General features: G+C 65.8%; 23 protein-coding genes. 9 read left to right on the plus strand and 14 right to left on the minus strand.

Annotated elements, in window-relative coordinates:
* Positions 1 to 710 (minus strand): MCP four helix bundle domain-containing protein (locus tag BLQ61_RS14355; RefSeq protein ID WP_342672244.1); only part of this gene is annotated, 710 nt, incomplete at its 3' end.
* Positions 711 to 878: 168 nt separating this feature from the next.
* Between BLQ61_RS14355 and BLQ61_RS14360 the strand changes: the two genes are divergently transcribed.
* Both BLQ61_RS14360 and BLQ61_RS14365 read left to right on the plus strand, forming a co-directional pair.
* Positions 879 to 1,748, plus strand: a complete 870-nt coding sequence (locus tag BLQ61_RS14360; RefSeq protein ID WP_091572066.1) for a 3',5'-nucleoside bisphosphate phosphatase — start codon at positions 879 to 881, stop codon at positions 1,746 to 1,748.
* Between the two features lie 18 nt (positions 1,749 to 1,766).
* Positions 1,767 to 2,402 (plus strand): L-threonylcarbamoyladenylate synthase, encoded by a 636-nt coding sequence (locus tag BLQ61_RS14365; RefSeq protein ID WP_091571768.1) that lies wholly within the window; start codon positions 1,767 to 1,769, stop codon positions 2,400 to 2,402.
* Between the two features lie 174 nt (positions 2,403 to 2,576).
* Here the strand turns inward: BLQ61_RS14365 and BLQ61_RS14370 are convergent, their stop codons facing one another.
* Positions 2,577 to 2,855, minus strand: coding sequence for a hypothetical protein (locus BLQ61_RS14370; protein ID WP_091571770.1), 279 nt, complete (start codon positions 2,853 to 2,855; stop codon positions 2,577 to 2,579).
* Positions 2,856 to 2,930: 75 nt separating this feature from the next.
* Between BLQ61_RS14370 and hemA the strand changes: the two genes are divergently transcribed.
* Positions 2,931 to 4,244, plus strand: a complete 1,314-nt coding sequence (gene hemA / locus BLQ61_RS14375) for a glutamyl-tRNA reductase (protein ID WP_091571773.1) — start codon at positions 2,931 to 2,933, stop codon at positions 4,242 to 4,244.
* A 9-nt stretch (positions 4,245 to 4,253) separates the two neighbouring features.
* Here the strand turns inward: hemA and BLQ61_RS14380 are convergent, their stop codons facing one another.
* Genes BLQ61_RS14380 through pilV form a run of 6 tightly spaced genes read right to left on the minus strand, consistent with a single transcriptional unit; the run spans position 4,254 to position 11,715 of the window.
* On the minus strand, positions 4,254 to 4,829 hold the full coding sequence (locus BLQ61_RS14380) for a GspH/FimT family pseudopilin (RefSeq protein WP_091571775.1): 576 nt from the start codon (positions 4,827 to 4,829) through the stop codon (positions 4,254 to 4,256).
* On the minus strand, positions 4,820 to 5,266 hold the full coding sequence (locus BLQ61_RS14385; protein ID WP_091571779.1) for a type IV pilin protein: 447 nt from the start codon (positions 5,264 to 5,266) through the stop codon (positions 4,820 to 4,822). Before BLQ61_RS14385 ends, BLQ61_RS14380 begins: the two co-directional genes overlap by 10 nt.
* Positions 5,267 to 5,278: 12 nt before the next feature.
* A complete protein-coding gene (locus BLQ61_RS14390; protein ID WP_139182760.1) occupies positions 5,279 to 9,370 on the minus strand; it encodes a pilus assembly protein in 4,092 nt (1,363 codons plus the stop codon).
* Between the two features lie 22 nt (positions 9,371 to 9,392).
* Positions 9,393 to 10,070, minus strand: coding sequence for a pilus assembly PilX family protein (locus tag BLQ61_RS14395; RefSeq protein WP_139182761.1), 678 nt, complete (start codon positions 10,068 to 10,070; stop codon positions 9,393 to 9,395).
* Positions 10,067 to 11,080, minus strand: a complete 1,014-nt coding sequence (locus BLQ61_RS14400; RefSeq protein ID WP_091571787.1) for a PilW family protein — start codon at positions 11,078 to 11,080, stop codon at positions 10,067 to 10,069. Before BLQ61_RS14400 ends, BLQ61_RS14395 begins: the two co-directional genes overlap by 4 nt.
* Positions 11,077 to 11,715, minus strand: coding sequence for a type IV pilus modification protein PilV (gene pilV / locus BLQ61_RS14405; RefSeq protein WP_175488311.1), 639 nt, complete (start codon positions 11,713 to 11,715; stop codon positions 11,077 to 11,079). Before pilV ends, BLQ61_RS14400 begins: the two co-directional genes overlap by 4 nt.
* Before the next feature lie 135 nt (positions 11,716 to 11,850).
* On the opposite strand from pilV, the gene prfA reads away from it, so the two are divergent.
* The 5 genes from prfA to paeA all read left to right on the plus strand — a co-directional run bounded on the left by prfA (position 11,851) and on the right by paeA (position 16,918).
* Positions 11,851 to 12,933 carry a peptide chain release factor 1 gene (gene prfA, locus BLQ61_RS14410; protein ID WP_091571790.1) on the plus strand — a complete coding sequence of 361 codons (1,083 nt, stop codon included), beginning with the start codon at positions 11,851 to 11,853 and terminating at the stop codon, positions 12,931 to 12,933.
* Positions 12,934 to 13,033: 100 nt separating this feature from the next.
* On the plus strand, positions 13,034 to 13,888 hold the full coding sequence (gene prmC / locus BLQ61_RS14415) for a peptide chain release factor N(5)-glutamine methyltransferase (protein WP_091571792.1): 855 nt from the start codon (positions 13,034 to 13,036) through the stop codon (positions 13,886 to 13,888).
* Positions 13,889 to 13,944: 56 nt separating this feature from the next.
* On the plus strand, positions 13,945 to 14,277 hold the full coding sequence (grxD, locus tag BLQ61_RS14420) for a Grx4 family monothiol glutaredoxin (protein WP_091571795.1): 333 nt from the start codon (positions 13,945 to 13,947) through the stop codon (positions 14,275 to 14,277).
* Positions 14,278 to 14,434: 157 nt separating this feature from the next.
* Complete coding sequence (locus tag BLQ61_RS14425; protein ID WP_091571798.1) at positions 14,435 to 15,445, plus strand: AAA family ATPase; 1,011 nt, start codon at positions 14,435 to 14,437, stop codon at positions 15,443 to 15,445.
* Between the two features lie 102 nt (positions 15,446 to 15,547).
* The gene (gene paeA / locus BLQ61_RS14430; RefSeq protein WP_091571800.1) at positions 15,548 to 16,918 is read left to right on the plus strand and encodes a polyamine export protein PaeA; all 1,371 of its coding nucleotides are present in this window, start codon (positions 15,548 to 15,550) and stop codon (positions 16,916 to 16,918) included.
* Here the strand turns inward: paeA and BLQ61_RS14435 are convergent.
* The gene (locus tag BLQ61_RS14435; protein WP_091571802.1) at positions 16,894 to 17,571 is read right to left on the minus strand and encodes a lytic transglycosylase domain-containing protein; all 678 of its coding nucleotides are present in this window, start codon (positions 17,569 to 17,571) and stop codon (positions 16,894 to 16,896) included. The two genes, paeA and BLQ61_RS14435, sit on opposite strands and share 25 nt — an antisense overlap.
* Positions 17,568 to 19,313, minus strand: a complete 1,746-nt coding sequence (locus tag BLQ61_RS14440; protein WP_091571805.1) for a proline--tRNA ligase — start codon at positions 19,311 to 19,313, stop codon at positions 17,568 to 17,570. The genes BLQ61_RS14435 and BLQ61_RS14440 overlap by 4 nt, the downstream gene beginning before the upstream one ends.
* 94 nt (positions 19,314 to 19,407) lie before the next feature.
* Here BLQ61_RS14440 and BLQ61_RS14445 point away from each other — a divergent pair, with 94 nt between their 5' ends.
* Positions 19,408 to 20,100, plus strand: coding sequence for an RNA pyrophosphohydrolase (locus BLQ61_RS14445; protein ID WP_091571807.1), 693 nt, complete (start codon positions 19,408 to 19,410; stop codon positions 20,098 to 20,100).
* A 30-nt stretch (positions 20,101 to 20,130) separates the two neighbouring features.
* On the opposite strand, the gene proB is transcribed toward BLQ61_RS14445, so the two are convergent.
* The 4 genes from proB to rplU all read right to left on the minus strand — a co-directional run bounded on the left by proB (position 20,131) and on the right by rplU (position 23,127).
* On the minus strand, positions 20,131 to 21,270 hold the full coding sequence (gene proB / locus BLQ61_RS14450) for a glutamate 5-kinase (RefSeq protein ID WP_091571810.1): 1,140 nt from the start codon (positions 21,268 to 21,270) through the stop codon (positions 20,131 to 20,133).
* Positions 21,271 to 21,344: 74 nt separating this feature from the next.
* Positions 21,345 to 22,424: an Obg family GTPase CgtA gene (gene cgtA, locus BLQ61_RS14455; protein WP_091571813.1), complete on the minus strand. Its 1,080-nt coding sequence runs from the start codon at positions 22,422 to 22,424 to the stop codon at positions 21,345 to 21,347.
* Positions 22,425 to 22,531: 107 nt separating this feature from the next.
* Positions 22,532 to 22,789 carry a 50S ribosomal protein L27 gene (gene rpmA, locus BLQ61_RS14460; protein WP_091571815.1) on the minus strand — a complete coding sequence of 86 codons (258 nt, stop codon included), beginning with the start codon at positions 22,787 to 22,789 and terminating at the stop codon, positions 22,532 to 22,534.
* A 26-nt stretch (positions 22,790 to 22,815) separates the two neighbouring features.
* Positions 22,816 to 23,127, minus strand: a complete 312-nt coding sequence (gene rplU / locus BLQ61_RS14465) for a 50S ribosomal protein L21 (RefSeq protein WP_091571818.1) — start codon at positions 23,125 to 23,127, stop codon at positions 22,816 to 22,818.
* Positions 23,128 to 23,300 lie beyond the last annotated feature (173 nt).

A 23,300-nucleotide genomic window follows, 5' to 3' on the forward strand; every position in this document is an offset into this window, starting at 1 on the left:
TCCTGGGTGAGGTCGCCCGCGGCGATGGCGTCGGCCAGCGCCACGGCGCGCGCCAGCGGGCGGGTGATGGAGCGCACCAGCAGGGCGGACAGGAGGATGCCGGCGAGCGCCACCGCCAGCGCAATGGCCCCGCCCAGCCATTCGGCCCGCAGCTGCTGCGCGGCCATGAGCTGCACGGTTTCGTCGCGCTGGCGCTGCTGCAGCTGGGCAAAGGCGTCTTGCTGGGCCACATAGCGTTCGACAGCAGGGTTGAGTTGCTGCTCGACCAGGGTGAGCACACCGGCGAAATCGTTCTCGGCGCGCATGCGGCCCGCCTGCCCGATACCCTCCAGCACCACCTTGCGCGCCTCGATGACGCGGGCGAGCTGCGCCTTGTCCTCGGCGGAAAACGCTTTGTCCTCGATTTGCTTTTGCAGGCCGTTGATGGTCTGAATGTTGTGCTGCGCTTGGCCGCGCAGGCGCTCGGCGACGGCCTCGTCCGCCAGGCTGACGCCCAGCACCGCCCGCTCCACGGCCAGGGCCGTCAGGCCCTGCCAGCGCAGCGCCAGTCCCAGGCGCTCCTCGTTGGCCAGCGCGATGCGCTGGGATTCGCTGCCCAGCTTTTGCACATGCGTCACCATGGTCGCCAGCAGCACCAGCATGACCAGCATCAGGCCCAGTACCAGGCCCCAGAGTTTGCGAACGACTGAGAGATTTTGGAAATTCATCATGGCCGAAGCGAAAAACAAGTAAGGGTGCTGCCGTAGGGCAGGCACAAAAAAAGCTTGCATAGTGTCGCATTGAATGACATTTATTTACAAAGCTAGTCAGTCGTGACTTTCATGCACGAGCGGATTTCCGACACGTCAGCGCATAAAACCGACCCCTAAAATGCCTTGGTGACCATCCTGCTGAATGCCGATCTGCACTGCCACTCCACCGTTTCCGACGGCACCCTGATGCCCGAAGCGCTGGCTGCGCGCGCGCATGCCAACGGGGTGCAGCTGTGGGCATTGACCGACCATGACGAGATTGCCGGACAGCAGCGCGCCATCGCGGCAGCACACGCACTGGGACTGGACTACCTGACCGGCGTCGAGGTGTCGGTGACCTTCGCCGGCACCACGGTGCACATCGTCGGTCTCGGTTTCGACGCCGACGATGCGCAGCTGGCAGCAGGACTGCTGGCCACGCGCGGCGGGCGCGGTGAGCGGGCGCAGGAGATGGCCCGCCAGCTGGCGCAGGTCGGTATCCAGGATGCCTATGCAGGTGCGTTGCGCTACGTCGGCAATCCGGAACTCATCTCCCGCACGCACTTCGCTCGCTATCTGGTCGAAACCGGCGTGTGCCGCGATACCGGCGAGGTCTTCCGCCGCTTCCTGACCGAGGGCAAGCCGGGCTACGTCGAACACCGCTGGGCCAGGCTGGGCGACGCCGTACGCTGGATACGCGATGCCGGCGGCCTGGCAGTGATCGCCCATCCCGGGCGCTACCGCTTTACCCCGACCGAGGAGTACGCGCTGTTCTCCGAATTCACCCAGCACGGCGGCCAAGGCGTGGAGGTGGTCACCGGCAGCCACCTGCCATCGGAATACCCCATTTACGCCGGCATGGCGCAGGAGTTCGGTCTGGCCGCCTCACGCGGCAGCGATTTCCATAGCCCGGACGAGTCGCACACCGATCTGGGCGCGCTGCCCGACCTGCCCGGCCAGCTCACACCCGTGTGGGCGCTGCTGCAGCCGCGCATCCTGCGCGCGCCGCGCACCTGACAAGGATTGATAGACACCATGGCCCAGCTGTTCCAGGTTCATCCCGAAAATCCCCAGCCACGCCTGCTGCAGCAGGCCGAAAAGCTACTCGCCGGTGGCGGCATCCTTGCGGTGCCGACCGACTCCAGCTACGCCCTGGTTTGCCGCCTTGACGACAAGGTCGCCGTGGACCGCATGCGCCGGGTGCGCCAGATCGACGACAAGCGCCTGCTGACCCTGCTGTGTCGCGACCTGTCGGAGCTGGCCAGCTACGCCCATGTGGACAACCGCCAGTTCCGCCTGCTCAAGCTGGGCACGCCCGGGCCCTACACTTTCATCCTGGAAGCCACCAAGGAGGTGCCGCGGCGCGTCAGCCACCCGCAGCGCAAGACCATCGGCCTGCGCGTGCCCGACCGCAAGGGCCTGCAACTGCTGCTGGAGTTGCACGGCTCGCCCCTGCTGGCGACCACGCTGATCCCACCGGGCGAGACCGAGCCGCTGAACGATGCCGAGGAGATCGCCGAGCGTTTCGGCAAGCTGATCGATGGCGTGGTGGACGCAGGCGGCTGCCCGCTGGAGCAGACCACGGTGCTGGACCTGACGCCGATGAATAGCGGTGGCGATCCGGTGGTGGTGCGCGAAGGCCGCGGCAGTCTGGCCAAGCTGGGGTTGTGACGCAGCGGCGCTGGGCTGGCGGGAAAAGCCAGGGACATATCCAGGGTTGTGTCACCCGGTTCGGTTTGCCCATGCCTCAGGCTGCGGCAGCACTATCAAAAAAGCAGCTTGCCGCCCTTGCAAAAAAAGGGCCGGAGGCACTTTTCATCCAAAATCAGCTAGACGCGTTGCCCCTCAGGCGCGCCAGGGCCGCAGCCACAGCCACTGACTGGTGGCGCACGCCAGCACCAGCGCGGCATAGGTCAGCATGCGTCCGTCGCGTCCCAGCAGTACCAGCCCGCCCGAGAGCACTGCGCAGCCGACCACGAAGTGCAGCACCATCGGGCGCAGCCAGCCACCCTCGCGAGCACGCTGGCGCCACAGGGCATGGCTGGCCAACACCAGCAGCATTGCCAGCGCCAAAGCCGGCAAGGCAAAGTTCAGCAGGTGATTTAACAAGGACAGGACACTCATGCAGTCTTGAGGCAGATCAAGGCGTGATACCCCGCGCGCTGGCCGGGAGCGGCACAAATTTTATAATCCACCCCCATGGCAGTCTGGGCGCTCGGCATCAACCACACCACTGCCCCGCTGGACCTGCGGGGCCGTTTCGCGTTCGCGCTTGACCAGATCGCGCCCACGCTGCATGGCCTGCGCCAGTCGCTGGCCACCAGCAGCCGCCACCCGCAGGTGGAAACCGCCATCCTGTCCACCTGCAACCGCACCGAGATCTACTGCGCCGCGCCCACGGCGGCGCTTGAGCACACGCTGGGCTGGCTGGCGCATACCGGCGGCGTCAGCCCCGAGCTGCTGCACGCGCATTCCTACCAGCTGGAGAACGGCCTGGCCGCACGCCACGCTTTCCGCGTCGCCAGCGGGCTGGATTCGATGGTGCTGGGCGAGGCGCAGATCCTGGGGCAGATGAAGAACGCCGTGCGTGTCGCCGAAGGTGCGGGCGCCCTGGGCAGCACGCTGAACCAGCTGTTCCAGCGCAGCTTCGCCGTGGCCAAGGAAGTGCGCACCAGCACCGACATCGGCGCGCATAGCATCAGCATGGCTGCCGCTGCGGTGCGGCTGGCCGGGCAGCTGTTCGAAGACTTGTCGCAGATCCGCGTGCTGTTCGTCGGCGCCGGCGAGATGATCGAGCTGTGCGCCACGCACTTCGCCGCCAGAAGCCCCAGGCACATCGCCATCGCCAACCGCACGCTGGAGCGCGGCGAGAAGCTGGCCACGCGGCTGGGCGGCTCGGTCATGCGCCTGGCGGAACTGCCCGAGCACCTGCACGAGTTCGATGCCATTGTCAGCTGCACTGCCAGCCAGTTGCCGATCATCGGCCTCGGTGCCGTCGAGCGCGCCGTCAAGCGCCGCCGCCACCGGCCGATCTTCATGGTCGACCTGGCCGTGCCGCGCGACATCGAGCCCGAGGTCAAGGAGCTGGAGGACGTCTACCTCTACACCGTGGACGATCTGGCTGGCGTGGTGCAGACGGCCCAGGCCAGTCGGCAGGCGGCTGTCGCGCAGGCCGAGGCCATCATCGACGCGGGGGTGCAGAACTTCATGCGCTGGGTGGACCAGCGTGACCCCACCGGCGGCACGGTGCCGCTGATCCGCCAACTCAACGCCCAGGCCGATGAGTGGCGGGCACTGGAGTTGGCCCGTGCGCGCAAGCGCCTGGCGCGTGGAGAGGATGTGGAGGCGGTGCTGGAAGGGCTGTCGCGCGGGCTGACGCAGAAGATGCTGCATGGCGCGATGGCTGAACTGCGGGCGGGGGGCGCGGCCGATCCGATACCTCCTTCGGAGGCCATCGCGCGCATGTTTTTGCGTGCTGAACGCCCGGCAGCCGGTAGCACCAGCGGCTCATAGGTTCAAGGGCTAGCAGGCCCCGGCATCGCTGTTCCCGGACTTGGAGCCGCCGCAGATGCGCGTACGACCGATCTTGTCGAACACCACACAACGATGGCGCTCGGACTCCGTGGAAACCAGCGGCACTCCACCGTTGCCGTAGTCACTGCCGAATTTCAGAAAACCGCTTGGCTGGTAGGCAAACCGGTTCTTGACAGTGCAGTTGGTGGGCGGACTGCTGTTGATAGCCACGGAGTCGGGAAACGAAGGGCCAGTGGCCACCAACTCGTCGCTACCAGCAGCATAGCCTTCGGTATTGTCTTTTTCCAGATAGATACGCCAGCCGCTCGTCCAGTCGTTGCCGGACAGGGGCTCCAGCACTACCGGTGCATTGCGACTGATGGCCAGACTGCGCGCATTCATCGCCGCACCCACCAGCTCCGAAACGGCCGCCGACAGCGCCTGGTTGGCAGAAAACTGCCGCAGCGATGGCGCCGCCAGCGCAGCCAAGATGGCCACCACCGCCACCACGACCATGAGTTCGATCAGTGTGAAGCCGGCCAGGGGATGGGAGCTTGCCGGGCGCGACGTGCGGTTCACCAGCATAGTTTGTCCGTAGTGGTACGCGTGCCGTTGATGGAACAGCCGCGTACTCCATTGCTGTCCACGTAGAAATAGTTAACCTTCTTGGGGTCGGTGAACTTCGGGCTGGAGCGTACCTCGACGCACTGCTCCAGCGTCAGGTTGGCACAGGCGTCAGCAGTGATATGGCAGGCACTGCCACCCGGGTTGTCACCCGAGAAATTCTTGACCTTGGCGGTCTTGGGCGGGGCCTCGGCTTTCACATAGGTGTTGTACTGCCCGAAGTAGCGTTCCTCCTGCTGCATGGCCTGTAGAGCGCCGGAGCGGCATTCGCTGCGCTTGCCTTTGACGATCTGCTCCATGAAGGACGGGTAGGCGACCGACGCCAGGATGGCCACAATCGCCACCGCGATCATGAGTTCGATCAGGCTGAAGCCCCGGCGCTGGAAGTGGTGCTGCATGTCTCGTGCCGATCAGAAGTTCTTGATCTCGCGCCAGCCGACGCGGCCTGCCGGGATCTCGATGGATACCCGCGCCCCTTGGGCTACCGTGGGCTCGCTGGCACCCGCGCCGCTTACCGCGCTGACCGGCCGGGAAGTTACCGTCAGCTTGCGCCGCCCTGTGGGCTGGCGCACGGTGTAGGTATGCGTATCGGCGCCCGACAGGTCCAGGGCGACGATGCGTGGCCGGCTGAGCGGGCGCGAGCGGTAGTCGCGCGCACTACGGCTAAAGCCGTACAGGTTGTCAAAGGTCATCATGGCGCCAGTGCCGTTGGCCGAACAGTCGGAGGGCGGCACGAAGGAGTTGACGGCGGTATAACCAAAGCGGGTGTCTGGCTCGACCACCACGCGCTCGCCATCCACCGGCAAATCCAGATACCAGCCGCGCTGGCTACCGAATTCGAAGGTTTCTTGGCTGGCCGGATCTGCGCTGCGCGCTGTGAGTTGCGTGCGCTTTACTTCGTAGTCCGCCTTTTTGTTGCCCAGGTTGTCCCAGATGCCATAGACGCTGTTTTGCTCGGTGGTGGCCGCATCGCCGCTTTCCAGATATTTGCCGGTGCCGACAATGACCATGTAACCCTCCATCAACCCAGGGGCCACGCGCGGTATGGTGGTGATGGGCTGCGGCTTGCCGTTCTTGTCCGTCAGCTTGGCCAGCGGCCGCTCGGAGCCGCTCTTGCGGGTCGCCACCGCTGCCTTGGCAGCGTCCAGGCCCAGCCGGAAATCGAATTTCCAGAGGTTGCCGTAGGTGTCGCCGGCATACAGGTTGACGGCGTTGCCCTGCAGATCGGTCGCAACGCCTGGGTTGGTCAACGCTGCGGCCTTGGTAGTGCCGCTGGGCGCAGGCAGCCGAACCTTGAAGTAGTTGGTGTTTTCCACCCAAGCAGCAGAGGGCGCCTTGTCCACGCTGAGCAGAAACAGCGCCTGCGCGCCATCGGTGTTGGCATGGCCATCGGGCTGATAGTTGTTGTAGCCGCTGCCCACCGCAACGAACCAGCGGTACGTCGCCGGACTGCCGGGAATCATCATGCGCACCAACTGCGGGGCACCCACGACATTGCCCATGTCCACATCGTCCTGGTCGGTGAACTCGAACAGCACCTTGTCCTTGGAAAAGTTGACAGGGTCGGTCACGTCCAACGCGAAGATTCCCTGCGCGCCGCCGCCCATTCCCGACACCAGTAAGGTCCGCCATTGCAGCTGCCCTTCATCATCGACCTGCTGGGCGTCGCTGATCGCCGGAATTGCGTCCACCAGAGGCTGATAGGTGTAATCGGCCGATGCCAGGCGCGCTGTCTTGTGGGCAACGGCGCGTGGCATGTAGCCAAACAGCTCTTTGCCGTCACTGGCGCGGAAAGCATGCAGGAAACCGTCATTGGCGCCCACATAGACCACCGGTGTACGGTTTTTCTGCGCGACGGCATATTGCGCAAAGCCGTCTCCCTGGCTGTCGCTGTCAACGCTCCCCTGATAGACCGGCCCGGAATTGACGATAGCGCCCAGCACCGAGGTCCTGGCACGCAGATAGCCCCCTTCGACGCCGGCTTCCAGGGCACGCTCGCCACGCAGCCAGTCGAGCGTGGCGTCCTGCATCCCCGAATCTGAAATGCCGGTCGGCGCCCCAATCGGTCGCACGGCAAGCGAGACCAGAACGGCGGCGTCCAGCTTGCTCTTTTCTCCCTTGGACAGCACCTGACCGCCCCGATTGGCACCTTCACGGGTATAGGTGAACAATTTGCGGTCCACGGGCCTGACCATTGGATCGGTCACGGAGCCTGCCACGGAAGCATCGGTCAGAATTTTGCCGGCGTCCCACAGCGCGGATGCAACCGCAAGATCGCCCGTGGACTGGGAAAAGGACATCTTGGCCTTCACCAGCCGTCCGGCCCAGGTCTTGGAATCAAATTGCGGCACGAACAGGGCGCCGTCCGGCGATGCGGTGCTGAAATTGACCGAACTCAGCCCCACGACTGAACTGGGAGTGACACTGCCGCCGATCGAGTTGAAAAAGCGCGCCACTCCTTCCTGCAGCTTCTTGGCCTGGCTGGCGATGACGTAGCCGTCGGGCGTGTTGGGTGCGCCAGCATATTCCCAGCGGCTGTTGTCGAGCGCTCCGGTCAGGACGTTGCGAAACGGATGGCCGTCGAGGTCCTCGTTGACCCCAAGGGCACCATTGGACAGCGGCTGCAGGCGGTTGACCTTGGAGCCGTCGGCATTGTTGAACCATCCGTACTTGCCCGCCAGATAAAAACTACTCTCCCGCGGCTTGATACTGCGCGGGTTGTTGTCGATCGTGCCGTTGCCGCCCTCGTCCACATCGATGGTGAAGGTATTGACACGCACCAGACTCTTGCTTTTTACATCGCTGTCGTTGTCGTTGCGGATGGGCTGGGTGTGCGCCCAGTAGGCAGCTCCGGCCCACAAATAGGACGAGCGATTACCCGAACCGGTTTTCTTGTTATTCAGACCGCTGTTGGAGCCGTTGGGGTTGGGGTTGCCCTTGGTCGAGACCGCGACACCGAAGGAGTTTGTATAGGTCTGGCTGGCGTTGGTTTCCAGGTCGCCAATGACCTTGGCCCAGTCGGCGGCGTTGAAGGTCCCACTGCCCAGTAGGCTTTCGACGCCACGCGCTGGGTCCTGGGCGTCCGTGCTAGTGCCGTTCGAGCCGCCATGCCCGGGCAGTTGCTTGTCGAAGTGGGTATTGACGTCGCCGATCACCAGGGTGAAGTTCTTGCGCTGGCAGGCATTGCGGATCGGATCCACCCAGGTGGTATAGACCGGGAAACCGTCTTCCTTGCCGACATAATCCTGCACGGCCGCTGGGGTGGGACCCAGGCCCATGTAGTAGCGCAGCGATTCGTAATACAGCTCGCCGACCGGGTCCAGCCCCTTGTAATCCCCCTTGGTGCTTCCCGTAGTGCCGAAGCGGTTGACGTAGTTGATCACACCGCTGTAGGTGAAGGAAGAAGCTTTCTTAGGGTTGTCCGTGAACACACCCGTGACGGCATCCCATTCCTTTTCCGCATTAGGCGCCAAGATGCCCGAGGCGTTGGGCACCATCGGACCCACATAGCCCATAGGAGCACGCAGCACCCCGCCGTAACGCCTGTCCGAGTTGTCCGCCAGATAGCCAAAAGCAGCCAGGCGGGTGCCATCGGATTTCTTCTGAATTTCTCCGATTGGTTTGTACTGCCCGCTGGGATAGCGCGCGCACAGGTCCCCGCGGCTGGGCGCTTCCGACGGGGTGCAAACCTTGACGCGGGCATACATGGGCACATAGACCGTCTTGTCCTTGCCATCACTGCCCTTGACCTGCTTCGAAGGGTTGAGGTCGTTGTTCGAGCTGGGAGCGTCACAATCTAAGTCATTGCCGGTCTTGGTGCCAAACCAGACACGGTCCTTGCAGCTGCCGGCATAGACAAAATCGTCCCCGCTGGCCGCCGTGCCATTGGGCATGGCCTTGCCGAAATACTTTTTGTGGATCTTGCGCACCGGAAAATAAGTTCCGTTGTTCAGCTTCCAATCCTTGTACAGATAGGCGCGCTCCAGCACCGTGGCGCTGGCGGTATCCACCACCCGGTTGCCGCCCGTCAACGTCAGCCGCAACACGTCGATGGCCGAGGTGGCGACGTAGTTCAGCAGATTGCCGCTATAGGCATTGCTGCAGTCGCCACTGCTACTAGCAGCGCCAGTGCGGTAGAAATACTCTCCACCCAGCGAAGAGGCATCACCGCCCTCCTTGTAGGCATAGCAGCTTTTGACATCCCAATACCCCAGGTAAGGATCAGTGGTGGGCTCGTGCCGGTATTGCGCCTCCCGATAGGCAGCGCCCACTGTGGGGAATTCGACGGACAGCGCCAGCGACACGTTGGAAGGCTCTTCCTGCTTGGCGCTCGGGGGCGAAGCCAGGTCCACCGTCGCGACGGGCAGGCTGTCCTGGGATGTGGCCAAGCGCAGGCCCAGGGTGGTGGCGAGCACGACCACGCCGGACAAGCCCGCGAACCGCAGCCCGAGCATATGCCGTGCGGCAACACTGCGCCGCGCGGGGACGGACGAGTTTGTCATGGCATTTGCCTCCTTCACTTTTTCACCCGCCACAGGATTTCTCCAGCACGGGCTTGTAGATTTCGGCCTCCAGCATGACCCGGGTGTTCGGATTCACGCCGTACCCCAGCGCATACACCTTGTAAGCCGCCTCGACCTCGAAGGTCTGCTTGTTGCGCACGATCTGCACCTTGGCCGGCGTTGCCTGGACGATGATGTACTTGGGTGGCTTGGCGGGCATGGGGGGCTTGCTGCCGGTCTTGAAATGGCTGGCGCGCCCAGTGAACTCGCCGTACTTGACGTACACGCGCGCGTTATCGCTGGTCTCTTCCCAATCGATGTGTTTGTAGATGGGTGTGGCAGTGTCGGGGTCCTGCATCGGGATGGCGCAGAAACCACGCCGGTCGGTATCGGCACTGCAGTTGATGTCCGGATAGAAGGCCGCTTTCTTGTTGCCGAACTTGCAGCCTCGCGCCTTGGAACCCGTTGCCAGCGCCAGGGTGGCATCCATGATGTCCAGCTCGGCGTCGTTCAGGGCCAGCTCGGCCGCCTGGAAGGCGGTCTGATGGTCACGGTCGTTGCGCGCCGCCTTGTCGCCCAACAGTGTCGAGCGTGCGGCGAACAGCGCCGAGGACAGCGTGATGACCATCATCAGCAACACGAAAATCAACGCCAGGCCGTGCTGGCGGCGCATGGGGCGAGGCGAAGCGATGGGGGTCATGGTGTCGGCGGCGGCTTGTCAACCACGTTGCGCAGCATGAAAGTGCTGGTATAGACGCGGCGCAGGCGCCCGTCGGTCTTGGAAGGCGTGAACTTGAAATCCGATGCACTCTGGCCAGCGCTGAAGCCCTTGCCCAGCGGATACAGGTCATGTTCCGTTGCATCCTCGACTTCGCGGGATCCTTGCGAGCTGCCTGGCGAGCCGCGCAGCACCAGACCGATACGCACGGCGCGCACATAGACCCAATCCACGTCCTTAATATCCGTGGCGCGCACCCACCGGTCCGGGATTCCGTCACTGCTGCAGCTGCCCGCGCAGTCCAGGCCGTACACCACCTGGAACACTTCCACGCCGCGCGCTACTGGATTGCTCGATTTCTTCCATCCCTTGGGAGAGTCCGCTTGGTAGTACTCCTCGGTGCAGTACAGCTCGGGCTCACCGTTGTACTCTTTCAGCCAGAAGATGCTCATACCCAGTTGCGACTCGTCCGTGGTGAGCGCGACGGCGTTGCCACCGCAGGTGGTGATGCTCTCGTTACCCCGACCCTGGTCACGTTGCTTGACGCTGTCGCTGGCGCCATTGAAGCGCACGGCCAGACTGTCACTGGCGTTCACGCCGCCACTGTTGTTGCCGCCCACGGCCCCTGTAGTGCCCGCCACCTTGGAATTGTCGAAGCCCAGGATGGGGCAAGGTTTGATTTTGGGTTTCGCGCTGCATGCGTCGAACGGATTGACGACGGTGCGGCGCAGCGTACCTTCATCGGCGTCCTCGGGCACGGCGCCAGGGTAACCGGCATTGCGGATCGCCTGCCCGACCAGCTCGAACACGAACCGCGCGGTGTCGTCCAGGCTTTGCGAGGCGTCCACCGTCTTGTTGCTCCCGGCATTCACCGAGTACAGCGCCACCGTGCCGGCGGTGACCATCAGCATCAGCGCCACCGCCACCAGCAACTCCACCAGCGTCAGGCCGCGCTGGCGCGCTACATGCTTCGGACAGGGCTGGTGGTTCATGGCGAGGCTCCGGCCGGGGGTGTGCCGACGTAGTCGCGCAGGTTACCCATCACCGAGAGGGCGAACTGCGGTCGATCGGCGGTCATCCAGGAGCGATCCACGGTGCTGCCCTCCGAGCCGACCGCCTGCTTGCCCAGCCAGCCCAGCTTGATCAGCACCGTGGCGCCGTCCTCGTCGCAACCGCCCCATTCCAGTTCGCCGTCGGCGTTGCGCGGGGTGGAGTCGCGGCAGACCTCGGCGCGGCCCTGCGGCAGGGTCGCAGTATCCTTGACGCGCAGCGCCCAGTCGTCGCGCAGTGCGGCCAGTAATTCGACCGGAGTGCAGGTCTTGTCCTTGCCGGTGCAGTTACCGGGCGAGCCGCTGCTGATGGCGGTCGTGTCCAGCATCAGCGTGTTGGCGGAATCGGCGGTTGCGGACGCGGTGGACGACACCCCGTCGGACACCAATTGCATGATCTCGCCGTATTCGCGCGCCAGAGCGCCGGCCACGGCTGAGTTGGAGGAGTACTTGGTTGCCTGCAGGGACGACAGGATCAGGCCGACTGCGCCCAGCATGCCGAAGGAAAAGATGATCAACGCGACCAGCACCTCGATCAGGGTAAAGCCGCGCGGCGGGCAGGAAGGGTGCAAGTCCATGGCGGCCACCAGTCTGGTGCCGATGCGCTGGCGTGGCCATGGCCGGGCAGACCAGCGGCGCACGTGGCCCGACAGACGGCGCGCCGAGCAACAACGAACGACAATACGCGGCTTTTCTCGCTTGCCTTTTTGCCCATGCAGCAGTTTCTTCGCACCCAGCTCCAGCGCCATGCCGACCGCCTGGGGGAACTGGACTTCCTGCTCTCGCGCGAGGACATCATGGCCGACATGCAGCAGATGCGCACCCTGGCGCGCGAGCATGCTGAGGTGTCCGCCGTGGCCGGCCGCTGGGCACGCTGGCAGCAGCGCGAGGCCGATCTGGCGGCTGCCGAGGAACTGCTGGCCGACCCTGACATGGCCGAGCTGGCGCACGAGGAAATTGCCGCCGCCCAGGCCGAGCTGATCACGCTGGAGGACGAGCTGCAGCGCTTGCTACTGCCGCGCGACCCGGATGACGAGCGCAACGCCTTTGTGGAAATCCGCGCCGGCACGGGCGGCGACGAATCCGCGCTGTTCGCCGGTGACCTGGCGCGCATGTACACGCGCCACGCCGCCAACGCCGGCTGGCGGGTGGAGATCATGAGTGCGCACGAGGCCGAACTCGGCGGCTACAAGGAGGTGGTGCTGCGCATCGAGGGCGAGCGCGCCTATGGCCGGCTGCGCTTCGAGTCCGGCGGCCACCGCGTGCAGCGCGTGCCGGTGACCGAGACCCAGGGCCGCATCCACACCAGCGCCTGCACCGTGGCGGTGATGCCCGAGCCCGACGCGACGCGGGCCATCACCTTGAACCCGGCGGACCTGCGCATCGACACCTTCCGCGCCAGCGGCGCCGGCGGCCAGCACATCAACAAGACCGACTCGGCCGTGCGCGTGGTGCACCTGCCCACCGGCATCGTCGCTGAATGCCAGGATGGGCGCAGCCAGCATGCCAACAAGGCCAAGGCGCTGGCGGTACTGCAGGCGCGGCTGGAGGACAAGGAGCGCAGCGAGCGTGAGGCGCGCGAGGCCGCCACGCGCCGCGGCCTGGTCGGTTCGGGCGACCGCTCGGACCGCATCCGCACCTACAACTTCCCGCAGGGCCGCCTGACCGACCACCGCATCAACCTGACGCTGTACAAGCTGCTGGCAATCATGGAGGGCGATCTGGACGAGGTGCTGGACGCACTGCAGCACGCGCGCGAGGCCGAGTTGCTGGCCGAACTGGAGACTGGCGCCTGAGGCCTGCCTCGGGCCGACCCAATCGGCCTCTTTCAGGAGTTTCGAGTCAAATTGGCCTTTAGCCCATATTCATTAAGGGCCTACAGCTATTAAAAACATAGTGTCTGAGCCTACCATCTTGCGCCACGCCTTGGCCCGCGCCCAGCAGCGCGGCGTGGACCGCACCGACGCGCGCATGCTGCTGCTGCAGGCGCTCGGCCGCCCGGCGCACGACCGCGCCTGGCTGTTCGCCCATGACGACGAGCCGCTGCCGCCGCAGGCCGCCGCAGTCTTCGACGCGCTGTGCGGCCGGCGCCTGGACGGAGAACCTGTTGCCTACCTGACCGGCCACCGGGAATTCCACGGCTTGACCCTGGCCGTGGATGCGCGCGTGCTCGACCCGCGCCCCGACACCGAAACGCTGGTGGACTGGGCGCTGGAGTGCCTGGCACCGGTGCCCGCGCCGCGCGTGGCCGACTTGGGCACCGGCAGCGGCGCCATCGCCCTGGCGCTGGCCCATGCCCGGCCCGATGCCTGGGTGCTCGCCGTCGACGCCAGTGACGATGCGTTGGCCGTGGCGCGTGCCAATGGTGAACGTCTGGGCCTGTCCGTGCAGTGGCAGCGCGGCGACTGGCTGGCGAGCGCGCCCGGCAACTTTGACGCCATCGTCAGCAACCCGCCCTATATCCGCGCGGATGACGCGCACTTGGCCGCGCTGCGCCACGAGCCGCTATCGGCGCTGGCCAGCGGCGCCGACGGCCTGCGCGACCTGCGTGCCATCGTGGCGCAGGCGCCGGCCCATCTGGTGCCCGGCGGCTGGCTGCTCCTGGAGCACGGCTGGGACCAGGCCGCCGACGTGCAGGCTCTGCTGCGCGCGGCCGGCTTCGAGCAGGTACAAAGCCGCCACGACCTGGCCGGCATAGCCCGCTGCAGCGGCGGGACAATGCCGGGCAAACATCCACCGCCAATGAAATAATCCCGTCATTCACGTGCCCCGGTCGGGGCCTCCACCCCTCGAGGAGCATTCACGCCATGAGCGACGTCCAGCAACGCATCGACCAACTGGTCAAGACCCACGACATCCTGCTGTTCATGAAGGGCAGCGCCAGCTTTCCCATGTGCGGCTTTTCCGGCCGGGCCATCCAGATCCTGAAGGCCTGCGGCGTGGACCCCAAGGACATCGCCACGGTGAACGTGCTGGACGACCAGGAAATCCGCCAGGGCATCAAGGACTACAGCCACTGGCCCACCATCCCGCAGCTGTACGTGCGCGGCGAATTCGTCGGCGGCTCGGACATCATGATGGAGATGTACGAGTCGGGCGAGCTGCAGCAGGTCGTCTCCGGCCAGCAGGCCGCCGGCTGATCGCCAGCCGCTGCGCGCCAGAAAGGAACCGCTCTTCGGAGCGGTTTTTTTCTGGCCGCTCGATGCGGGATTGTTCCGACGGGCCAGGCGAGGGACGCATGCTTGAATCGTGGCGTGTCCCTGGCGGTCACGCCGCCTTGTTCAGCAGGAGCGATCCATGACGACGAGCCTCAGCCTCGTATCCCCGCCGCCCGTCCTGTCACTGCCCGTGGCGCAGATGCGCTGCGTGTTCCAGCCGGGCGAGGTCGAACGCAAGCTCTCACGCCTGTCCGGCGGCGCAGCCGGCGAATCCGGCAACCTGCGCGCGGTGTACGAGCGCATGCTCGAGCGCGGTCCGGAGCGCTTCCAGGTCAAGCCCGCGGGCGTGCCCGACATGGCCGACCTGTACCAGCAACTGCCCAACTTCACCGAGGTGCTGGACGACGTGAAGCGCCACGTTGCGCTGGCGCAGGACAGCCGTGACGGCCTGGAGGTCACGCCCATGCTGCTGCTCGGCCCGCCGGGCATCGGCAAGACACACTTCGCGCGCCAACTGGCCGAGCTGCTGGGCACCGGCATGAACCTGGTGCCCATGAGCTCCATGACCGCCGGCTGGCTGCTGTCGGGTGCCTCCTCGCAGTGGAAGGGCGCGCGCCCGGGCAAGGTCTTCGAGGCGCTGGTGGAGGGCGAGTTCGCCAACCCGGTGATCGTCGTCGACGAGATCGACAAGGCCGCGGGCGAGGCGCAGTACGACCCGCTGGGCGCGCTCTACAGTCTGCTGGAGCACGACACGGCGCAGAGCTTCACCGACGAATTCGCGGAAGTGGCCATCGACGCCAGCCAGGTCATCTGGATCACCACCGCCAACGACGAGCGGTCGATTCCCGACCCGATCCTGAACCGCATGAACATCTTCGAGGTGCAGCCACCCACGGCCGGGCAGGCCCGCGCCATCGCCCTGCGGCTGTACCAGGGCATCCGCGCCGAGCATGACTGGGGCCGTCACTTCGCGCCCGAGCCGCTGGACGACGTGCTGGACCTGCTGGCGCAGCTGGCGCCGCGCGAGATGCGCCGCGCGCTGATGACCGGCTTCGGCAATGCCCGACTGGCGGCACGCGACGCCATCGCGGCGGAAGACCTGCCGCCCTCTTCAGGCACACGCAAGCCACGTATCGGCTTCACACAGTGAGCCTGCGGCCCTGGGCGGCCATGCGCAGGCCGCCCGCTACACTGCCAGCATTGCCACCACCCGGGGTGGCAGGCCTGTACCGGCCGCGCCCCGCTAGCCTTCATGACCCTGCCCCAGAGCCTGCTCGTCATCGTCCTTCTGATCGCCGCCAGCGCCTTTTTCTCGGTGTCCGAGTTGTCCTTGGCAGCCTCGCGCCGGCTGCGGCTGCGCCAGATGGCCGACGAGGGCGATGCACGCGCTGCGCGCGTGCTGCTGATGCAGGAGCAGCCCGGGGACTATTTCACGGTGGTGCAGGTCGGGCTGAACGCGGTGGCCATTCTGGGCGGCATCGTCGGCGAGGGCTCGCTCAGCCCGTATTTCACCGACTTGCTGGCGCTGTGGCTGCCGGCGCAACAGGCGCAGACGCTGGGTTTCGTCGCCTCGTTCCTGGCCGTCACCTCGCTGTTCATTCTGTTCGCCGACCTGCTGCCCAAGCGCCTGGGCATGGTCCAGCCCGAAGCCATGGCGGTGCGCGTGGTGCGGCCGATGCAGTGGTGCATGCGCCTGCTGCGCCCGCTCATCTGGCTGTACAGCCGCGCGGCCGACGCGCTGCTGCGCCTGTCGGGCCTGCCTTCCCAGCGTGATGAGCGCGTCACCTCGGACGACATTCTGGCGATGATGGAGGCCGGCGCGCGCTCGGGCGTGCTGGCGGCGCGCGAGCAGCAGGTGATCGAGAACCTGTTCGAACTGAACTCGCGCAGCGTGGTCAGCAGCATGTCGCCGCGCGACCGCATCGCCTATTTCCTGCGCGACGATCCGGATTCGGTCATCCGCGCGCGCATCGCCAATGAGCCGTTTTCCACCTACCCGGTATGTGTGGCCGACATCGACCACGTGGTGGGTTACGTCGACGCCAAGGACCTGTTCCAGCGTGCACTGAACAACCAGCCGATCTCGCTGGCTGAGGACGGCTTGGTGCGCAAGGTGCTGATCGTGCCCGACCGGCTGTCGCTGGCCGAGGTGCTGGAGCAGTTCCGCCAGGTGCACGAGGACTTCGCCGTCATCGTCAACGAATACAGCCTAGTGGTCGGCGTGGTGACGCTGAACGACGTGATGAGCACCGTCATGGGCGATCTGGTCGGTCCGGCCGACGAGGAGCAGATCGTGCGCCGCGACGAGAACTCCTGGCTGATCGACGGCATCACGCCCATCGACGATGTGCTGCACGCGCTGGCCATCGACGAGCTGCCGCATGCCGACGAGTACGAAACACTGGCGGGCTTCTTGATGGTCATGCTGCGCCGCGTGCCGCGGCGCACCGACAGCGTCACCTTGAGCGGCTACAAGTTCGAGGTGATCGACGTGGACAGCTACCGCATCGACCAAGTGCTGGTGACGCGCGTCGGGCAGCCGCATGCGCTGGCGGCCGAGGCCATGCCGGCCGCCGCCATGGGCAACAGCCCGGCAGGTCAGGCCGCCGAAGTGCGCTCCTGAAAGAACCAGTTCCGCTGCGCGGCGAACACGGCGTTGGGATACGGCGCCTTGCCGCGGCTGCCGTTGTAGCGGCCCAGCGCCAGGTACAGGTCGCCCTCCTCACGCTCCAGGTAGTGTCGCAGGATGACGCAGCCGAAGCGCAGGTTGGTCTGCATGTGGAACAGCTTGCCCGGGTCGCCATCACCGATCGCCCGTGTCCAGAACGGCATGATCTGCATGTAGCCGCGCGCGCCCACGGATGAGATGGCGAACTTGCGGAACGCGCTCTCCACCTGGATCAGGCCCAGCACCAGCGATACGTCCAGCCCGGCGCGCTTGGACTCGTACCAGACGGTCTGCAGGAAGTCGCGGCGCACCTCCCAGTCGGGCTTGCGGCTGCGCAGGCGCTCGCTCATCGTGCCCAGCCAGCGCAGGTACGACAGGCGTGCCTCGGTACTGGCGAACAGCGGCTCGGGCGGCGCCAGGTCGCCCACGGCGGAGGCCAGCGCACCGCGCACGGAGTCGATCAGCGGCTCTTCCAGCTGCCCGCCGGCGTGCGCCAGCGTCGGCGCGGCCAGCCAGGCACCCGGCCCCATGGCCAGCGACACCATGCAGGCGCGGCGCGACAACGCCCCGCGCCGCGGCAGCGCTGCTTTCATCCCCTCGGCATTCATGCTGCGAGCTTTTCCTTCACGAACGACAGAATGTCCGCCGCCGCCACCTTCGTGGCCGCGGTATCGCGGCGGTGCTGGTATTCCACCTGGCCTTCTTTCAGGCCACGCTCGGACAGTACCACCCGATGCGGCACGCCGATCAGTTCCCAGTCAGCGAACATAGCGCCCGGGCGTTCGCCGCGGTCATCCAGCAACACATCGACACCGGCGGCGAGTAAATCCATGTGCAGCTGCTCGGCGGCTGCCTTTACGGTCTCGCTGCGGTCCATGCCGATGGGGCACAGCACCACGGTGAAGGGGGCGATGGCGTCGGGCCAGATGATGCCGCGCTCGTCGTGGTTCTGCTCGATGGCCGCGGCCGGCAGGCGCGTCACGCCGATGCCGTAGCAGCCCATTTCGAAGAACGCCGGCTTGCCGTCCTCGTTCAGGAATGTGGCGCCCATGGCCTTGGAGTACTTGGTGCCCAGGTAGAACACATGGCCGACTTCGATGCCGCGCTCGATGGCGAGTTCCCCGCGCCCGTCCGGCGAACGGTCGCCGGCCACCACGTTGCGCAGGTCGGCCACGGCACGGGGCTCGGGCAGGTCGCGGCCCCAGTTCACGCCGGTGATGTGGTGGTCCACCTGGTTGGCGCCACAGATCCAGTCGGCCATCACGGCGACCTCGCGGTCGGCGACGATCTTCACCGGCTTCTTCAGATCCAACGGGCCGAGATAGCCGGGCTTGGCGCCGAAGTGCTCCTCGATCTCGGGCACGGTGGCGAAGCGGAAACCCGCGTCCAGCCCCGGCACCTTGGAGACCTTGATCTCGTTCATGTCATGGTCGCCGCGCAGCAGCAGCAGCCAGACCTGCACGCCGGCGGGTTCGCCCGCGTCGTTCAGCACGTCGGTGGCCAGCACCAGCGACTTCACCGTGCTCGACAGCGGCACGCCCAGCAGCGCGGCCACGTCGGCGCAGGTGGCCTTGCCGGGCGTGGGCGTCAGCGTGCGTGCCTGGGCCGGCGCCGGGCGCGGGCCGGCCGGGGCAGCCGCCTCGGCCTTTTCCATGTTGGCAGCGTAGTCGCTGTCCGGGCAATAGACGATGGCGTCCTCGCCGGTGGCGGCAATCACCTGGAACTCCTCGCTCAGGTCGCCACCGATCGCGCCCGAGTCGGCGGCCACGGCGCGGTATTTCAGGCCGAAGCGATCGAAGATGCGGCGATAGGCCTGCGCCATCGCCTGGTAGCTGGCCTGCGCGCCGGCCGGGTCGCGGTCGAAGGAATACGCATCCTTCATGATGAACTCGCGTCCGCGCATCAGGCCGAAGCGCGGACGGCGCTCGTCACGGAACTTGGTCTGGATCTGGTAGAAATTCTTCGGCAGCTGCTTGTAGCTGCGCAGCTCCTGGCGGGCGATGTCGGTGACCACCTCCTCGCTGGTCGGCTGCACGATGAAATCGCGTCCATGCCGGTCCTGGATGCGCAGCAATTCAGGACCCATCTTCTCGAAGCGGCCGGTCTCCTGCCACAGCTCGGCCGGCTGCACCACGGGCATGGTGCACTCCACGGCGCCGGCGCGGTTCATTTCCTCGCGCACGATGGCTTCCACCTTGCGGATCACGCGCAGTCCCATGGGCATGTAGGTGTAGATACCCGCCCCCAGTTTCTTGATAAGTCCGGCGCGCGTCATCAGCCGGTGGCTGACCACTTCGGCATCGGCGGGCGCCTCTTTCAGAGTGGAAACGAAGAATTGGGAAGCTTTCATCGAACGGATCCGGCAGCACTGCGGCTGGGCTGGCTTGCCGCCCGCTGGGGGGCGTGCATAATGACCAACAGTTTGAAAAATTTGGGGTCAGATTATGCTCGACCGGGACGGTTTTCGCCCTAACGTCGGCATCATCCTGCTCAACCAGAAGAACCAGGTATTCTGGGGCAAGCGCATACGCACCCACAGCTGGCAGTTCCCGCAAGGGGGCATCGACCGAGGCGAGACACCGGAACAGGCGATGTTCCGCGAGCTTCACGAAGAAGTCGGACTACAGCCCAACCATGTGCGTGTTATTGCCCGTACCCGCGACTGGTTGCGCTACGAGGTGCCGGACCGCTTCATCCGCCGCGACGCGCGCGGCCATTACCGGGGCCAGAAGCAGATCTGGTATCTGCTGCAGTTGCTGGGTCATGACTGGGACCTGAACCTGCGTGCCACCAACCACCCCGAGTTCGATGCCTGGCGGTGGAACGAATACTGGGTGCCGCTGGACGTGGTGGTCGAGTTCAAGCGCGGCGTCTACGAGATGGCGCTGACCGAACTCTCGCGCTTCGTGCCCCGTCACGAGCAGCGCAACCGCTATCTGCGCAGCGGCATGCGCGCGCGCGACATCGATGGCCTGCCCATGGCCACGCACCGTGGCGGCAGCGGCATGCTGGTCAAGCCTGGAGTGGAGCTGCCGCCTGGCGCCAGTTTCGATCCAGACCCCCAGACTGGAACGCCTGGCCTGGGGACACTTGGCCCGGCAAGCGTACCCAAGCCGGAAGCCGGCAACCCCGGCTGAACCTTACCCGGGCGACCCTGGCCTGGTGCATCAACGCTGCATCAACACCATGTTGTCGCGGTGCACCATCTCCGGCTCGGCGGCATAGCCCAGCAGGCGCTCGAACTCCGACGATGGCTTGCGGCACAGCAGGCGCGCCTCGCTGCTGGCGTAGTTGGCCAGGCCGCGGGCGATTTCCGTGCCTCCGGCATCGCGCACGGCGATCACGTCGCCGCGCGAAAAGTCTCCCGCCACCGCCACCATGCCAATGGGCAACAGGCTCTTGCCCTCGCCTTGCAGCTTGGCTGCGGCGCCGGCATCCACCGTCACCGCGCCGCGCAGCTGCAGATGATCGGCCATCCACTGCTTGCGCGCATGGTTCTTGGCGGTCTGCGCGACCAGCAGGGTGCCGATGGCCTCGCCGCGTGCCAGGCGCAGCAGCACGTCGCGCTCACGGCCCCAGGCAATCACCGTCGAGGCCCCCGAGCCGGCAGCGCGCTTGGCGGCGATGATCTTGGTCAGCATGCCGCCCCTGCCAATGCTGGAGCCGGCGCCGCCGGCCATGGCCTCCAGCGCGGGGTCGCCGGCACGTGCCTCGTGCACGAACTGCGCGTTCGGCTCGCGCCGCGGGTCGGCGGTGTACAGGCCCTTCTGGTCGGTGAGGATGACCAGCGCATCGGCCTCCACTAGGTTGGCCACCAGCGCGCCCAGAGTGTCGTTGTCGCCGAACTTGATCTCGTCGGTGACCACGGTGTCGTTCTCGTTGATGACCGGCACCACGCCCAGGCGCAGCAGCGTGAGCAGCGTGGAGCGTGCATTCAGGTAGCGCTCGCGGTCGGCCAGGTCGGCGTGGGTCAGCAGCACCTGGGCGCTGCCCATGCCCTGCTCGCGCAGCTTGGTCTCGTACATCTGCGCCAGGCCCATCTGCCCGACGGCGGCGGCGGCCTGCAGCTCATTCACTTCGCTCGGACGCTGCGCCCAGCCCAGGCGCTTCATGCCTTCGGCGATGGCGCCGCTGGAGACCATGATGACCTCGCGCGCCGCGCCGCCCTCGCCGCGCACCAGTGCCGCCAGCTGGCGGCTCCATTCGCCGATCGCGGCCTCGTCCAGGCCGCGGCCCTCGTTGGTGACTAGGCTGGAGCCGACCTTGACCACGATGCGCCGGGCGTCGTGCAGTACAGGGGTTGTCATATTTGAATGAAATCAGGCCCCAGCCCATGTTTCATATGGGCATGCAGCTACTGTTTTTATAGTGAGAAGCGCGATCAGGTGCGCGGCACGTCCTCGCCGGCAAAACGCGGATCCACCTCGCCGGCAGGAGCGTTCTCCACCAGTTGCTGGGCGCGCACGTGCTGGTAGATGGTCTTGATCAGCGGTTCGCAGCCCTCGCGCGTGAGCGCCGAGATCTCGAACACCGGCCCCTTCCACTTGAAACGCTTGACGAAGTCCTGCACGCGCGCGGCGCGCTCCTCCGCAGGCACCATGTCCAGCTTGTTCAACACCAGCCAGCGCGGCTTGGCATGCAGCTCGGGGTCGTATTTCTTCAGCTCGGCGACGATGGCCCTGGCCTGCGCGACCGGGTCCACGCCCTCGTCGAACGGCGCCAGGTCGACCACGTGCAGCAGCAGCCGCGTGCGCTGCAGATGGCGCAGGAACTGGTGCCCCAGGCCGGCGCCCTCCGAGGCGCCTTCGATCAGGCCTGGAATGTCGGCGACGACGAAGCTCTGCTCGGGGCCGACGCGCACCACGCCCAGGTTGGGATGCAGGGTAGTGAACGGGTAGTCGGCAATTTTCGGCCGGGCATTGGAGACAGCGGCGATGAAGGTCGACTTGCCGGCATTGGGCATGCCCAGCAGGCCGACGTCGGCCAGCACCTTCAGCTCCAGCTTCAGGTTCTTGCGCTCGCCCGGCCAGCCGGGCGTCTTCTGGCGCGGCGCGCGGTTGATCGAACTCTTGAAGCGCAGGTTGCCGAAGCCGCCATCGCCGCCCTTGGCGATGGTGATCAACTCACCTGGCGTCAGCAGCTCGTGCAGCACCTCGCCGGTGGTGGCGTCGCTGATGATGGTGCCCACCGGCATCTTCAGCGTGATGTCCGAGCCAGCGGCGCCAAACATGTCCGAGCCCATGCCGTGCCCGCCACGCTTGGCCTCATGCCGGCGCGAGTAGCGGTAGTCCACCAGGGTGTTCAGATTCGGGTCGGCCAGCGCGAACACATGACCGCCCCGGCCACCGTCGCCGCCGTCAGGACCGCCAAATTCCTTGTATTTCTCGTGGCGGAACGACACGCAGCCGTTGCCACCGTCGCCTGCGGCAACGTCGATGAAGGCCTCGTCGACAAATTTCATGGGGGTGCAGTCTACAAAATACGGCAGGGGCAGAAAGGCCGGCGCACCAACAGCAAAGCCCCGACCAGCGGGGCTTTGCGCATCAGGCCGAAGGCAGCGAAGTGCTCTTAGGCCGGGGTCACGTTGACCATATGCTTGGACAGTGCGCCCTTGGTGCTGAACGACACATGGCCGTCCACCAGCGCGAACAGGGTGTGGTCCTTGCCCACGCCGACGTTCACGCCAGGGTGCATGCGCGTGCCGCGCTGGCGCACGATGATCGAACCGGCGCTGACCAGCTCACCGCCGAAAGCCTTCACACCGAGCATCTTGGGCTTGGAATCGCGCCCGTTTCGCGTAGAGCCGCCGCCTTTTTTCTGTGCCATGAGAATTTCTCCTGGTTATCAACCCATCAAGCGGCAATCGCCTCGATCTGCAGTTCGGTGAACTGCTGACGATGGCCCTGGTGCTTCTGGTAGTGCTTGCGACGGCGCAGCTTGAAGATGCGCACCTTGTCGTGCTTGCCATGGGCCACGACCGTGGCCTTGACGCTTGCGCCGGATACCAGGGGCGTGCCCACCGTCAGCTCGGTGCCGTTGCCGACAGCCAGAACCTGGTCGATCACGATTTCCTGGCCCACATCCGCAGCAATCTGTTCTACCTTGATTTTTTCGCCAGCGGCAACGCGATACTGCTTGCCACCGGTTTTTATGACCGCGTACATGTAAACCTCGTTCAGTTGAGTTCCGCAAACGGATTTTGCGGAACCCGCGATTGTACTACGGCACCTGAAAAACACCAATTGGCGGCGCCTGAACGCGTGCGCATAGCCTTCTACCTTCTCAAGGTGACGGGCGCAATGCCCTTCCTATAATCGGAGGCTTTGCACCAACCGGC

Source organism: Oryzisolibacter propanilivorax, from assembly GCF_900103645.1.
GTDB classification, from domain to species: Bacteria; Pseudomonadota; Gammaproteobacteria; order Burkholderiales; family Burkholderiaceae_C; genus Melaminivora; species Melaminivora propanilivorax.

Excerpts from the sequence above, each read along its gene's own strand:
- BLQ61_RS14365 (WP_091571768.1), top strand. The coding sequence starts at position 1,767 with ATGGCCCAGCTGTTCCAGGTTCATCCCGAAAATCCCCAGCCACGCCTG.
- BLQ61_RS14370 (WP_091571770.1), bottom strand. The coding sequence starts at position 2,855 with ATGAGTGTCCTGTCCTTGTTAAATCACCTGCTGAACTTTGCCTTGCCG.
- hemA (WP_091571773.1), top strand. The coding sequence starts at position 2,931 with ATGGCAGTCTGGGCGCTCGGCATCAACCACACCACTGCCCCGCTGGAC.
- BLQ61_RS14380 (WP_091571775.1), bottom strand. The coding sequence starts at position 4,829 with ATGCTGGTGAACCGCACGTCGCGCCCGGCAAGCTCCCATCCCCTGGCC.
- BLQ61_RS14385 (WP_091571779.1), bottom strand. The coding sequence starts at position 5,266 with ATGCAGCACCACTTCCAGCGCCGGGGCTTCAGCCTGATCGAACTCATG.
- BLQ61_RS14390 (WP_139182760.1), bottom strand. The coding sequence starts at position 9,370 with ATGACAAACTCGTCCGTCCCCGCGCGGCGCAGTGTTGCCGCACGGCAT.
- BLQ61_RS14395 (WP_139182761.1), bottom strand. The coding sequence starts at position 10,070 with ATGACCCCCATCGCTTCGCCTCGCCCCATGCGCCGCCAGCACGGCCTG.
- BLQ61_RS14400 (WP_091571787.1), bottom strand. The coding sequence starts at position 11,080 with ATGAACCACCAGCCCTGTCCGAAGCATGTAGCGCGCCAGCGCGGCCTG.
- pilV (WP_175488311.1), bottom strand. The coding sequence starts at position 11,715 with ATGGACTTGCACCCTTCCTGCCCGCCGCGCGGCTTTACCCTGATCGAG.
- prfA (WP_091571790.1), top strand. The coding sequence starts at position 11,851 with ATGCAGCAGTTTCTTCGCACCCAGCTCCAGCGCCATGCCGACCGCCTG.
- grxD (WP_091571795.1), top strand. The coding sequence starts at position 13,945 with ATGAGCGACGTCCAGCAACGCATCGACCAACTGGTCAAGACCCACGAC.
- BLQ61_RS14425 (WP_091571798.1), top strand. The coding sequence starts at position 14,435 with ATGACGACGAGCCTCAGCCTCGTATCCCCGCCGCCCGTCCTGTCACTG.
- paeA (WP_091571800.1), top strand. The coding sequence starts at position 15,548 with ATGACCCTGCCCCAGAGCCTGCTCGTCATCGTCCTTCTGATCGCCGCC.
- BLQ61_RS14435 (WP_091571802.1), bottom strand. The coding sequence starts at position 17,571 with ATGAATGCCGAGGGGATGAAAGCAGCGCTGCCGCGGCGCGGGGCGTTG.
- BLQ61_RS14440 (WP_091571805.1), bottom strand. The coding sequence starts at position 19,313 with ATGAAAGCTTCCCAATTCTTCGTTTCCACTCTGAAAGAGGCGCCCGCC.
- BLQ61_RS14445 (WP_091571807.1), top strand. The coding sequence starts at position 19,408 with ATGCTCGACCGGGACGGTTTTCGCCCTAACGTCGGCATCATCCTGCTC.
- proB (WP_091571810.1), bottom strand. The coding sequence starts at position 21,270 with ATGACAACCCCTGTACTGCACGACGCCCGGCGCATCGTGGTCAAGGTC.
- cgtA (WP_091571813.1), bottom strand. The coding sequence starts at position 22,424 with ATGAAATTTGTCGACGAGGCCTTCATCGACGTTGCCGCAGGCGACGGT.
- rpmA (WP_091571815.1), bottom strand. The coding sequence starts at position 22,789 with ATGGCACAGAAAAAAGGCGGCGGCTCTACGCGAAACGGGCGCGATTCC.
- rplU (WP_091571818.1), bottom strand. The coding sequence starts at position 23,127 with ATGTACGCGGTCATAAAAACCGGTGGCAAGCAGTATCGCGTTGCCGCT.